General features: G+C 51.3%; 7 protein-coding genes and 1 tRNA gene. 2 read left to right on the top strand and 6 right to left on the bottom strand.

From position 1 onward, the window contains the following. Positions 1-44 precede the first annotated feature (44 nt). Entirely contained in the window at positions 45-443 is a 399-nt protein-coding gene (locus AC5E51_RS04930) for a metallophosphoesterase (RefSeq protein ID WP_491778208.1), read from the bottom strand. Between the two features lie 464 nt (positions 444-907). Between AC5E51_RS04930 and AC5E51_RS04935 the strand changes: the two genes are divergently transcribed. Both AC5E51_RS04935 and AC5E51_RS04940 read left to right on the top strand, forming a co-directional pair. After that, a complete protein-coding gene (locus AC5E51_RS04935) occupies positions 908-1,333 on the top strand; it encodes an Hsp20/alpha crystallin family protein (protein ID WP_068437744.1) in 426 nt (141 codons plus the stop codon). Between the two features lie 134 nt (positions 1,334-1,467). Further along, positions 1,468-2,052 carry a hypothetical protein gene (locus AC5E51_RS04940; protein ID WP_301387339.1) on the top strand — a complete coding sequence of 195 codons (585 nt, stop codon included), beginning with the start codon at positions 1,468-1,470 and terminating at the stop codon, positions 2,050-2,052. A gap of 103 nt (positions 2,053-2,155) precedes the next feature. Here the strand turns inward: AC5E51_RS04940 and AC5E51_RS04945 are convergent. The 5 genes from AC5E51_RS04945 to recC form a co-directional block, all read right to left on the bottom strand. Continuing rightward, a tRNA-Val gene (locus AC5E51_RS04945) sits at positions 2,156-2,232 on the bottom strand. Positions 2,233-2,336: 104 nt separating this feature from the next. Then, entirely contained in the window at positions 2,337-4,997 is a 2,661-nt protein-coding gene (locus AC5E51_RS04950; protein WP_491778209.1) for a DUF748 domain-containing protein, read from the bottom strand. Further along, positions 4,994-6,817 (bottom strand): exodeoxyribonuclease V subunit alpha, encoded by a 1,824-nt coding sequence (gene recD, locus AC5E51_RS04955; RefSeq protein ID WP_491778210.1) that lies wholly within the window; start codon positions 6,815-6,817, stop codon positions 4,994-4,996. Before recD ends, AC5E51_RS04950 begins: the two co-directional genes overlap by 4 nt. After that, a complete protein-coding gene (gene recB / locus AC5E51_RS04960) occupies positions 6,814-10,434 on the bottom strand; it encodes an exodeoxyribonuclease V subunit beta (protein WP_491778211.1) in 3,621 nt (1,206 codons plus the stop codon). The genes recD and recB overlap by 4 nt, the downstream gene beginning before the upstream one ends. After that, positions 10,431-13,805 carry an exodeoxyribonuclease V subunit gamma gene (gene recC, locus AC5E51_RS04965; protein WP_301378518.1) on the bottom strand — a complete coding sequence of 1,125 codons (3,375 nt, stop codon included), beginning with the start codon at positions 13,803-13,805 and terminating at the stop codon, positions 10,431-10,433. Before recC ends, recB begins: the two co-directional genes overlap by 4 nt. Positions 13,806-13,914 lie beyond the last annotated feature (109 nt).

A 13,914-nucleotide genomic window follows, 5' to 3' on the forward strand; every position in this document is an offset into this window, starting at 1 on the left:
ACTGCACCTCTTTAATGAACAGAAAAAACTGTCCATGAAAGTGGTTACAGATCAGTTGGCGTCACACACGCAGACGAGTTCAGTGAATCAAGGAAGTTCGCCAGACCCGTATCGCCATCATCAAATTCGTGATTACCGAGAGCAAAAGCATCAAAACAGATCTGGTTCATCATGTCGGCGTCAGCACGACCTTTGAACAACGAGTAATACAGCGTACCGGTAATGGCATCGCCTGAATGCAGCTTCAGAACATTATCTGACTGCATGTCCAAGCTGTTGAACAGGCTAACCATCATAGGAAAGCCGCCGTACGTGACATCCACTTCTGCAATGGCTCCACCTTCGGCACCTGTTTCAAGCCCCTGCTCGGACACATCAAACCCAAATGACTCAGCTTCAAGGTGTGAGTGATGATCATTCATGTGCAGAATGCTGATCGACATGGAGTTATCTTCGTTCGGTGGTGCTTGCTCGCCCTGCTCGCCTTGCTCACCTTGGGGGCCCTAAGGGCCTGCTGGACCTTGAGCGCCATCTTTTCCGTCTTCACCGCCACATGCAGAGAGACCTGCGACCATGGCTGCCAGTGCTGTAAGTTTCCACACTTTCATGATTAAACCTTTAATGCGTTTAGTTGATAAAATTCACCAACACATTAAGAACGAACGCTTACCATCCGGTGACAGTCATCTGGCAAATCCGTGACAGAAGGATTTCAGATTAGTGACAAGCAGTGCACCACTGATCTGTATCAACTTTTTTGCATTGCCCCTCTTGGAACTTAAAAATCCTGCCTTATATAGAAAGTAACCGAACGGAAAAGCACGATCCCGGGAGTGCTTCATCCGCCAGGCGAAACCTTTAAATGCGCAATGCGCACGAGTGTTTTATTTGGTGTGGAGAAACTTCTATGACTCATTTAATTAATCGTTCAACTCTGTTTGATGATCTGTTCCGCGATGTTGCATCTGGCTTTTACGTAAAACCGCTTCATGGTGATGCGTTACCTAAGAGCGTGAAGGTTGATGTCACTGATGCTGGTGAAAATTACCTGATACATGCCGATATTCCCGGCGTATCAAAAGAGGATATTCATGTTGATATCGATGGCGCACAGGTATCAATTAAGGCAGAAATAAAACAGAAAGACAGTACGTCCGATGATCAGCGCGTGCTGCACAGCGAACGCTATTACGGTTCGGTATCCCGTAGCTTTGAGCTGCCACAGGACGTCGATATTGAAAGGTCCGCAGCGGAGTATAAAGATGGCGTCCTGCAACTGACTTTACCGAAAAAAGTGCAGCAGGAATCTCAGCGTCGCCTGACCATTAACTGACCCGAAATATTGGCCATTCAGGCCGCTATAGAAAGTAGTGGCCTGGTACTTTTCTACAACCTGGACCAAGTATCTTCTATCAGGACAAAGCCTCTTCCAATTGACTGAGTAATGGGTAAGAATGAGCCATTATTTTGACACAAGGTCTCCCGGTGGCAGGGTTACGAGAAAGGAAACTGGCGATTACAGCAGACCTTCATTGGTCGCTGGAAGAAATGAGGGCGAAGGAACTCGGCAAGCAGTTTCTTCTGAACCTCAGTGAGTTTCTTCCCGTATACAGCCCAGCCCTTCGTCAGGTGTACTCTGACTACGATACTTACTTCACAAAAACCTCAGTGGTCATTCTTCCTGACCCTGCCGACTTTACGGCCACCTACTCTCACATCCCAGAAAAATCGGTAAAAGCGACGGGCCTGTTACTGCATCCGACGCCTGATGGTGTTGGTGTTAATCTCAGATTGAAAAATCAGAAATCCAGAACACTGCCCTTAGAAACTGCCTTTCAGCTCGTTCGCAAACAACTCCGCGGCCCGTTTCTTCCCGTGGTAAAACGTGGCGACCTCAGAGACTTTGATCAACTCACGCCTTGTCTGCATCTCAATGCGTTAGCTTTGGGTAATGCAGACACTCTTTCGCGGTTCGAGCGTATTGATATCGCCAACGCGCTGGAGGAACGGGTCGAGGAGCTGGTATTAGCCGCTCATTTGCTCGGAGTGTAGAGGCCCTCTTGGTTTTGCTGGCGAGGCCTGTATCGCGGATAGCAAAGTAGTTAGGAAGAGAAACAAAAAAGCCGCTGCATTGCTGCAGCGGCTTTTTAAATTCTGGTAGGACTACCCAGATTCGAACTGGGGACCTCTACCATGTCAAGGTAGCGCTCTAACCAACTGAGCTATAGTCCTGAAGTGGTGCGTATATTACTCAGGCGCTTCACATTACGCAACCCTTTCTGAAGAAATTGCATACGAATCAGCAAGATAGCGCCATAAGCATTCTGCAACCCGCACTAGACGCCGAGAATAACCTCTGGCTTGTCTCCTTTCTGAGGCGCACAGACCGTGACCCGGCCCGATAACGACTTATCGTTTTTGTCCTGCTTCTCTGCCAGATACGCCTTCACGGCCGCACCGCGCTTAACGGCCTCGCTGTACCAGGCGTCACCCCATGCCGCAACTTCCTGCTCGCTTGCAACCGGGCAAGCCTGTAATTCCAGCTCTGGCTTGTTCGACATCATCTCAGCCACGGTATCCAGATACGCAATATGCTCTTCATTCAACTCCAGTTGCTGCGGCTCATAGTTGAGGTCATTGAGACGAATCGCAAACAGTTGATCACCGGCGAACGATGCCAGGCTGATGAGCTGACCGTATGGCACGAGAGACTGCTTCAGATAGTAGAGAGTCGCCGTGCGCAGCGCTTTGCGACTGACCTGACTGATAACGTCATTGATGCCCACGTCTGGCTGACTGATATCGCCCGACAATGGAACGTCGATGCGGATATTGTTGTTATCGTCTTTCAGCACTGACAATGCCGTTTCAACCGGCATGGATATCTGTTTGCTCAGGCGGTCGATAGTTTCTTCATCTGCGGGCTCAAACTTGCTGTTCTGCAGCTTAATCAGCACATTCCCACCGAGCTGTCCGTCGGTAATACTGATGGTTGAATCAACGCCTAACATGCCTTTTTTAAGTCGATAGCCCATGGCGTCGACAAGATAAGGGTTAAAATCAACCAGATTAAGCTGCTCGACATCCACCTCCAACGTGCCCTCGGGATAGTCCCCTTTCACGCCCATTTTTCCGCTGGCGCGGATGCGGTTGTAGGTATCCAGAGCGAGAAGTAATGTCAGGTCAATTCCGCTTTCGAGCTGCTCGGTATCGATTTCTCCTGTCGAAAGCTCCAGCACTTTACCGCTGGTATTAACCGTCGGTGTTACCGCTTCATCGGTCCAGTTGAAGGTCGTTGCTGGAATATCATCGCCCTCCGTCAGTAACTGAATGCCGGCAATCTGAACTCTGAAAGGCACCGCTTCGGCAGCTGTCTCGTCCGACGTATCTTCAGTGGCAGACGAATCAGTGGCAGAGTCAGGCTCAGGCGTTGTCTCCGTCTCAGTTTGAGGAACACCTTTAATGCTGCCGTCTGCAAGGCGGGTTACGTTAGAAACCAGCCCATAAAACTGATGTACGCCTGATGCAAAACCCGACGGGGTCGCCTTAATATCGGTGATCTGATAATGCGCCAATGACGCCAGCGGCACTTCTTCACCCGGCGGTGTCACGCTCAGTGCATTCAGTTCCAGAGAGGATACTTTCTGCTCATCTGCATTTGCCTGAACGCCGATAACCGTCAGGTCACCCAGTTGCAGAACACCAGCTTCAGGGTGACGTGCCCTTAAGGTTTCGAGTGCGGCACGGCCAATGTCAGCAACAGGCTGAGTAGAGAGTCCTTCGACTCTAACCTCTGAAGTAGTAAAGGCCGCAAGCGATAACTCAGGGAACCCGGCCAGGTTGCCACTGAAGCCTTCGAGTGAAAGTTCTTTAATCAAGACGTCATCTTCACTGGCGCGCCAGCTCACCTGGCTCAGCATTAACTGGTCCAGTTGCGCTTTCTCATCATCCGGTAACTGAGCCTGCACATTTTTCAGTAGTAAAGATCTGAGACCTGCGGTCATACCACTTTCGCCCAGATTGAAAGATGCACCTTTGATATCCAGCGCATTGAATTCCACGCCTTCAATACCCGGTGCATCGAGTGCCAGTGCAGTCAGCGATATATCACCCGAAATATTTGGTTGGGTTAACACCTTCTGAGCCTCTGCCTGAAGACGGAGCGTGACTGGGGAGCGCAACACCAGAGATTCCTCGCCGATGGCAACACTCAGCTCGCGCAGAGTGACATCTAAAGTGAGAGGCGTTGCATCGTCGGTTGCCGAATTGAACAAGCCCGTCGATAACTCACTTAATTCAACGGTGACTGCCAGCCCGGCTTGCTGCCACTGAATCAAGTCATCTGTGAGCGATATATCGTCGACCCGGAGTGACCAGCCTTCAGGAAGAGGCCCGGAGCTGCCTGTCTGATCGCTCTCCTGCTCACTCTCCTGCTCACTCTCCTGATCGCCCGACTCATTGGCTACTTCACCGTTGTCAGGCGTTGCTTCTTCAGCCTGGTCAGAGCCCGGCAGAGTGATACCCGCCAGGGAGAGCCCTTCCTCGGATTGCTTTCCGCGAAACTTTAATCCGGTTACACCCACGGATTGAATATGGATTGTCTGATCGAGCAACGCAGAGAGATTGACGTTAATACCGATAAAATCAGCGCCGACCTCTGCCTCTGAATCCTTAGCGGGATAGACCGCACTGACGTCTCGCAGCTCGACTTCACCAGTAAAGGGTGACAACGTCCAACCACCTATGAGAAGCGACTGTCCTTCTCCCTGCTCGGCATACCATTGCTCGACGTAGCGCAGCGCGAAAAATGGTGCAGCAACAAACACCAGCAGGTAAATACTGACCAGAACCGCAACGAGTATCAGCGGCAGCTTCAGCCACAAGGGAGTTTTAGCCCGATGACGAACATGCTTGGGATACTTTTTCTGCGCTTTTTTCTGCGATTTTGTTAATACGTTCTGTTGCGCATTATCTTCTGTTTTTCGACTGTCATTCATAGTGCGTCGTTATTGCTCCAGAGCGCGTCTCTAAGGCCGCTTGCTCTTTCTGTTCTGGAATTCAAAGCCTGTTGCCAGCAGGCGTTCCCTACCTGACACCAGAATTGTTTTCTCGCTCGGGTAATGGCCGTATAGACCAACTCCCGCGTAATTACCTGCTGCCATTTTTCGGGTAAGAGAAGCATCACAGCAGAAAACTCAGACCCCTGGCTTTTGTGTACCGTCATGGCGAATGCCGTCTCGTGATTAGGCAGACGACCCGGCGAGAGGAAACGTAAGCCGCCCTCCGCATCGCGGAATACAACACGCTCCTGCCCTTCATGCCTGAGCATAATGCCGATATCCCCATTGTACAGGCCGACATCATAATCGTTGCGGGTAATCATGATTGCGCGCCCCGGATACCAAAGCTGGCTGGTGTCTGACAATAAACCAGCTCTGTTAAGCAGACGTTCAATTCGTCGATTAGTTTCTTCAACCCCGACTGGTCCACTGCGCAATGCCACCAATACCTGAAACTGGTCGAACGCATCTAGAATCCACTCTGGCGAGGCGCCGTCTTCTATCAGGCGACAATACTGACGATAACCCTCAACGACGTGCGACTGCCACTCTTCGGAATCTACCGCTAAGCGCACCGCATCAGTAAAAGCCGGGTCCTCTAACACCTGATCAGCCTGTTGAACGGCCCCCTGATTCACCGCACGCGCCAGAGCGCCAATACCGCTGTGTTCACCAAATCGATGGGATTTACGCAACTGGACCATCGCATTCTGCATAATTGAACATTCTGCTTCGATAACGGCGCTCATGTCGTACCCCGTTAACGCCCCCAGTCGCGCGGCAAAAGCGCCGGTAATACCGTGTTCTGTACCGGCGTCGCACAAATCGGCAAGCACACTCCCAGCCTCAACCGATGCGAGCTGGTCACGGTCCCCCAGAAGAATAAGACGTGTCTTTGGAGCCAGTGCACTCAGCAGATGAGCCATCATTGGCAAATCAATCATGGACGCTTCATCGACCACGATGCAGTCATACGGAAGGTAACGTTCATGGTGGTAGCGAAAGCCTCTAGGGCTCCAGCCAAGCAGACGATGCAGAGTAAAGCTAACCGAGGGAATACCATCGGCGTGCGGCAGTCCACCGCGCTCACGGGCCTGGCGGATGGATTCTGTCATGCGTGCCGCAGCTTTACCGGTCGGCGCGGCCAGGGCAACCCGTAGATCCGGGTTTTCACTCAACAAGGCACTCAGCAAACGAGTCACCGTGGTCGTTTTTCCTGTGCCGGGGCCTCCAGTAATCACACACAGCGGCTGAACACAGGCCGTTGCGGCTGCAATAGCCTGCCAGTCGATATCCGCTTCCGGGGCTGGAAACAGTTTTCGCAACGTCGTCGCCAGCGCCTTACTGGCCGGCATGCCTTCCGGGCTGACGCGCTGACGTATCTGCTCCAGCACCGACTGCTCATATCGGAAATACCGGTTCAGGTAGACCCGCTCACCCTGAACGACAAACAGTGCTGATGTATCTGCTTCTGACGTTGCGATAGAAACAGTCTGACAGCGCGTCAGTTGGTCAGTCGTCGGTAGATGCTCAGGCGATACAGCCAATGCTTTTGGCCAGGCTGATAATTCGAGGCAGACCTGTCCGCGGCCGAGGACATAACTTACGGCACAGGCCGTCAATATTAAGGCCTGCTGGTCTTGTGGAGAGGTTGTACCGTATCTGGACTCCCACTCCACTGCCTGACGAGCCAGCTGATAATCAATCGCACGGATAAGATCGCTTTCTGACCAGAGCTTTAAGTAATCGGTGCTCATGGGGCAACCTCCTGCGCTTGCTCTGGCAATATCGCTTTTCGCCACTGGCGCAGAGATTCAACACTCACGGGCGTGAAGCAGACGCCGGCATCAGGGTCTGTATTGTGATCGCTTTTACAGAAATGACTTCCCATACCACGGAGGTAGAAATACACACTGCCACCTAAGTGCTTTTGCGGCTGATAATCAGGCAATCGACGGCTAAGCAATTGATCAAGTGCCAGCATATAAATCCAGGACTGCAGATCGTATCTGTGGTCACGCATCGAATCGCGCAATGCCGAGGGCACATAATTACGCCAATGATCACCCAGATGGTTCGATTTATAGTCGGCGACGTAATAACGGCCCTGCCACTCAAAAATAAGATCGATAAAACCTTTCAGATAGCCGGTTAAAGGTTCAAAGCTAAAGCGTTGATCACCTCCTAACAAAGCATCAATATCCGACGCCGATAGCTGGCCCACGGGTAGATAAAATTCCATTTCATCCAACCGTGACGATGGCTCAATGTCTTTCAGTGTGAGAGTCGTATCGTAAAGTGCCAATGGTTGACTCACGATACTTTCAATCCAGTCTGACACCTCGTCGACGGGCTGCTCCTGCAGGCCATAGAGATTCAGCTGCTCTTTGCACACATCAAGCAGAGCCTCTTTATCGTGGAAATCCCAGTGTTCAAAAATTGCGTGCAAACAGGTCCCCGGATTGGCACCTTTCGGGAAACGCAAAGCCAGCGGCAATTCGCCATCGGATACTGAAGAGACATCTGTGACACCTGCCTCCCAGTCAAAGTAATGCCCTAAATCTGCCGCTGCCGCTTCAACACTGTGGGCGGCAGAATTTGCAGAGTGGGCAGCCAGCTGGCTGTAACTTCCCACCCGCCAGTGGTCGCGCCAACGCGCTTTATTGATTGCCGGAACAACCGGCGGAGGTGGGACATTAAGTTCGGCCTGACCGGCTACCCGCCACTCTGGTAGCTCACCGATAAACATACCGTCAATATCTACGTCAGCGATATCGGCAATACGTCCACCATTGCTTAATAACTCACCCAATGCAGAATCAAGCCAGATCGGCGCACGTTTATTTTTGGCGCCTGTCTGCACATTCGCCAGCCACATATAACAGCCGAATTTCGCCCGTGTTAAAGCAACGTATAAGAGCCGCATCTGCTCGGCTAATGTATCGCGAGCCTGCAATTCTTTTGCTTTATCATCCGGTGCAAGATCGCGTACCAGCTCACGACCATTAAAGTAAATCGTTTCTGTATTCTGGCGTCTGGGCCTGGCACTGTCGGCCCAGAGGTACGGAAGAAATACAAAAGGATATTCAAGCCCCTTCGATTTATGAATGGTGACAATATTGACCAGGCGTGAGTCGGTTTCAAGGCGTAGCTGAGCTTCTTCACCACGATCAGAATCCGGGTCTATACGCTCACTGAACCAGCGAATCAAAGCCTGATGGCCACGAAGTTTACGACTTTGTGCCTGGAGCATTTCTCCGAGGTGGAGAATATTGGTGAGAGCACGCTCACCGTTTTCTATTTTCCGCAGACGCACGGCACGCTCATCATCTTCGAGCCATTGCATCAGCATGGCCATGACACCCCGGCGTTGCCATATCTGGTGATACTCGTGCATGCTGGCAAGCTGAGATTCCCAGATGTTTTCATCATCCTGCATCTGAACGAGATCGTCTGCTGTTGCTCCCCAGATTGAGGTAGCTATTGCCCGGCGCACACTGGTTTCACTACCGGGATGAGCAATGGCTTCAAGCATAGCTAACAGGTCCCAGGCTTCTACAGAATCAAGTACGCTGTCGCGCGTCAGATAAACACTGCCAATACCTTCTCGGGTCAACGCATCCCGAATAATCTTTGCCTGTGACCGGGAGAAAACCAATACGGCAATATCGCCGGCCTCAACCGGCTTTCCTTTCGCATTCTTTTTACCATTAACCGGGAAACTGGCGGCACCCGACATTAGAGCGCCAATCTGAGAAGCACACTCAGTGGCTATTCGTTGCTGAGCTTCTGGTTTCGATTCTTCCAGATCGTCACCGACCCAAAGTTGTAACGCTTCTGTCGGGATATTCTGCTGCCAATGGGGAGCCTTTTTATCGTGATGGCCGCCGGCCTGTACCGGGTAAAACTGAATTGCGTCATCAAAGACGAAAGGCTTGTCGTGATTCTGCCAGAGTGCATTCACCGCATGAATCAGGTGACTATCACTGCGATAGTTAGTATCCAGTGTAAAGCGCCGACTCTCATCAACTCGTTTACTCGCGGCCATATAGGTAAAGATGTCACCACCACGAAACCCATAAATCGCCTGCTTAGGATCACCGATCATAATCAGGCCATGCTGATCATCCGTGTTATTTACGGCAGCCGACTCATTGACCTCAGAAGACTGATATATACGACTGAAGATTCGATACTGAACCGGATCGGTGTCCTGAAATTCATCGATCATTGCAATCGGGTGCAATCTTCGGATCTGCGCTGCCAGCTCTTCGCCCTGTTCAGACTGCAGAGCACTATCAAGAAGGCGCTGAAGATCATTACTGGTGACAACCGCCGCTTGCTCAAGAAGGTCGATGTAACGGTCGTAAATAGAACGAAACCAGGTCAGCTCCTGAGATTGCCTGAGTGTTCTTTCAAGTTCGATCAGCTCATCAATTTTCTCAAATAGCTTATGACGTGGCGGCTCACCCGTTTTCGTTTTTTCACTGAGCATGACTGAACCGAAACGGTTCAGATTGGCCGGAATAGGCAAAGCCTGCCCTGCTGCGAAGTAGTCTCCGGCCTGCTGCAACCAATTAGGAAAATTCTTACTGCTGTAACTGCGCTTATCGATATCAGCCGACATGATCTCTTTAACGATGTTGTCATGCCCAAGGAAAAACCAAAGGTTTTTAGCATCTTCGAACGTTTGCTTTAAACGCCCCCAGAGCACGTCAAAGTCCTCTTTGATATCCGGCTTAGTGCGCACGCCAGGTTTATTCATCCAGCTGCGGAAATACCTGAACAGGGAATCAGGATCAGAGAAACCTGATGTCAGAAACTCGAGCACGTCCCGATTCTGTGGATAGCACAGCTGGCGCCATATATCTTCACAGGCGCGGCGAAGATATTCTTCACCTTCTACTTCTAACGCCTGGTTAAACGCTACACCACTGTCGAATGCGTAGCGTTTCAACATCTTTGCGCAGAATTTATGGATGGTACAGATAGAGGACTCGTCCATCTGGGCGAGGTTTAGCTGCAACCAGGTCTGAAGCTCTTTTATAAGTGCTTCAGAAGAGACCTTATCGGTTTGTAGTTCGTTAACCCAACGCTGAATGTCAGGGTCAGGCATTACCCCCTGCTCTGCAGCCAATAAATTCTCAAAGGCATCACGTAAGCCAGCACGAATCCGGCCGCGTAATTCTTCCGCAGCGGCATTAGTAAAGGTCACCACCAGAATCTGAGTGCAATCAAGCTTCTGGTTAATTCCATGCCCCAGTACGGCACGACGATATAACTGATTAATCGTGTAGGTTTTCCCTGTGCCTGCACTGGCTTCAATCAGCGACTGCCCATAAAGTGGAAATGTATGAAGGTCGAGTTTATTCACGCTTCGGCCTCCTGCTGCAAACATTGTTCGGGAAGCGCCCAGATCCAACGGTGTGTTTCCAGCCAGTCTTCCAGGCCACCAGATAGGAGAGTCTCTGCCAGGTTTGGATAACAGCGCTGCATTGCTGTTCGGTTAAATGCCGAAAATTCGTTATCCGCCTGTTTTTTCAGCGTATCCATTTTCTTTGCATCATCGGTGTGTAATAGCGTCCACTGTACCCCGGGGACAGCGTCCTGCGGCGCAGTCCAGCTGGCAAAGTAGTGATCGAGGCAGTGACGTACGTACTGAATGGCTTCATCCTGTGAGGGTGCGTCAAATATAAATTCTTCAGTTTTCTTTTTACCGCCGACAATCACCGCCATATCCACCAGCCCCGGCTGTGCGGCCGCCGCGAACACCAGGTCGAGCCATAAGTTCAGCAAATGCTCACCACGTAAATCTCCGGCTCTCCAGTACACCAGCTGGCGATTCCAGCACTGGCCGTATTCACCGCTGATATCAATGGCCTCATTTTCGCCGCCTGAGAGTTTCGGATCATCAATCGTTAATGTCAGAGCACCACTCTCTGCAGGCCCTGATGCAAAACGCTTAACCCCTTCCAGTAAGGGCGCCAATTCATTTTCAACCCGACTGACGTATATATCGCCCAACGCATTGACTGGGAGACTGCCCAATGCCTGCTCACGAAAAGCAAAGTCAGGTGTGTCCGACTCGCCGCTAGCCGTTAATTTATCCTGCATCCAACGGTGCTTTAACACACTATTTTCGAGCGCGTCAGGATGAAAAGTTTCTTCGTTACGGGACTGTGTCATGTACAGATCAGGCTGCAACTTTAACCGGCGTTTCAGAAAGAAATCGGCCGGTTTCAACAAGGACTCTTTCACATCACTCCAGAGTACCTGGCGACGATTAAAGCCTTCCGGTATGGAAACAGGTTGACGATAAAATGGCCGATTCTCCGCCTGACTGTGATCAGCGTTTGCAACATCAGCCCACAGTTTATGGTAACCGGCTACAGCATTGGCTTGCTCTGGCTCATAGGTATGGCGATTAAACGGCTGCAATGGGAGTTCTTCGGTTAACCAGTTGCGCAGCCGCTCCCGGCTCTCTCGTGCAGGTAGTTTTTCATCACCTTCAAGGCAATATGCATCACAGATGTAATCAAGAAGTTCGCTGATCAGAACCGAAGGTTGCAACTCGTGATTTTCCCGGGCATCGCGTCCGCGGTAACTGATGTAGAAATTCTCCTGCGCAGAACACAGTGCCTCAAGAACGAGGTAACGGTCGTCTTCACGTCGGGAACGATCTCCCCGACGCGCTCGCCCCTGCACCATTAAATCAAAACCGACCGGAGTCACCTGACGCGGATAATCCTGATCGTTCATTCCCAATAAGCACACAGCTTTAAATGGGATTGATCGCATCGGCATTAAAGTACAGAAGTTCACCGGACCAGCCAGAAAACGCTGCCAGCCACCTTGTTGACCGAGATGTTCCTGAAACCAGCTGCGCACTACCTGAGGTGATAAGGCTTCGTCGTACGCTGCATCACTGAGTTCTTCTGCCCAACGCTGAATAGCATCGCGGACCCGCTGAAGCTGAACACCTTCATCAAGGTCGGGTTCATAAAAATCATCCAGTAATTCAGGAATGGCGGTCATCCATTCTTCTACCGTATGCGTTTCAGACTGATAGCCGCGCCAATGATCAAGAGTTTCGATTAACTGGATCAGCTGGCCAAGAAGCTCAGCTGCTCCACCTTCTACGCCAAACACTGGCCAATCTTCGCCCTGATGCGCTGTAGCATCGGTGGGCAGCATTAACCCTAACAATAACTGACGCAAACCTTTGCGCCAGCTGTTCTGACCAAAGGCAGGAAAACCAAGGTCACTGCGGTGATCACTGTCTAACCCCCAGCGAACACCTGCGTTATCAAGCCATTCACGCACGCCCTCGAGATCGCCCTCTTCAATGCTGAACCGACGACGTATGGCGGGCACGTCCAACCAATCAAGCACATCGGTCAGTTGCAACCGGCTATCAAATAAACTCATCAGAGACACGACGCTATCGAGTAGCGGGTTCTCCTGAACCTGCGACTGATCTGCAATCGCCCACGGAACACGATGACCTTCGGGCGCGCTGGCGAATACAGCATCGATATAGGGGGCGTACTGGTCGATATCGGGCACCATCACCACAACGTCGCGAGGTTTAAGCGATGGGTTGTCGTTGAACCAGAACAGGAGCTGGTCATGCAGGCGTTGAACTTCCCGCAACGGGCTGTGCCCCGAGACTACCCTCAGACTCTCATCGTTCTTAGATATTGATGATTTGAAGCGGCTACTTTTTAAAGCTGCTGGTTGATAGGCCGCTGATTGACCATCCCGGAGGTCTAACAGATCTGCCTGAATATGCTTCAGTAGGCTTGTTCGCTCAATCTCTGTAAACGCTTCAACGTCCTGTAACTGACCTTCATCTGAGGTTTCGTGCACAAGCGTCAGAAAATCTTTACCAAGACGCCCCCAGCTGGCCAGTAACGGGTTACCACGCTCTAGGTAATTCTCCGCATCTGGGTTGGTCTTCAGAATCCAGGCTTTCTGTCGGTCACTGACAATATCTCCCCAGAAATTACGACAAGGATTCAACAGGAAGAAATGCACATCGATATGACCAGAAATCGCATTAAGAACATCCCAGTAACCACCGGGTAAAGCTGCGATACCAAATACAAATAAGCGTTGTGGCATAGCGTTTAAGCGATGCCCATTTTCAGCAACGATGGACGCTAATGAGGTCGTCAGCCGGGCGCGGTGCTCGAGGCTATTCCCCAACGCCCGACTGTCAGCCACCAGCGCTCGCCAGACCCGCGGCTGCCAGGGATGAACCGATACATCACTGTCATCGATCCCGTCTATGCCCTTTTCCCAGTTAAGCAGCCAGTCGGGGCGATACACCAGATACTGGTCAAAAACGTCGGCTATTTTATGAGCAAGTTCATAGCAGCGCAGGCCATCAGGGTCGTTCTTGAGGTAACGGGCAATACCTTCACACTCAGGTTCATCTTTCAGCCCCGGTAGAAGGCGCATTAACTTCCATGCCATGGCCTGTTTCTCAAAGTGCGAACGCTCGGGCAGCTCAGGTTTGAGCGTATTGAATACCTTCCAGACGTAGGCCGATGGCAGAGGAAAATCGACCTGAGCCGCTACTCCGAGGCCGTCGGCCAATTGAAGCTTGAGCCAGTGTGCCATGCCCTGTGACTGAACGAGTATCTGCTCTGAATCAAAAACACCGGGTGGGTTTTGACGGATCTCGTTGAGCAGGAGCTCTTTCAGGACTTCAAGATCGTTGGAATGGTATAAGCGAAACATGGCGTCCTTGTCTGTCTGGTCGTTGGGCGTGACTGAACTGAGGACGTTCATTGTAACAGGGTTTTGTGTGGCGACACGCCCCGTTTTCACCTACGGGACGTGTCGCTTT

The sequence above is a fragment of the Thalassolituus sp. genome, from assembly GCF_984348125.1.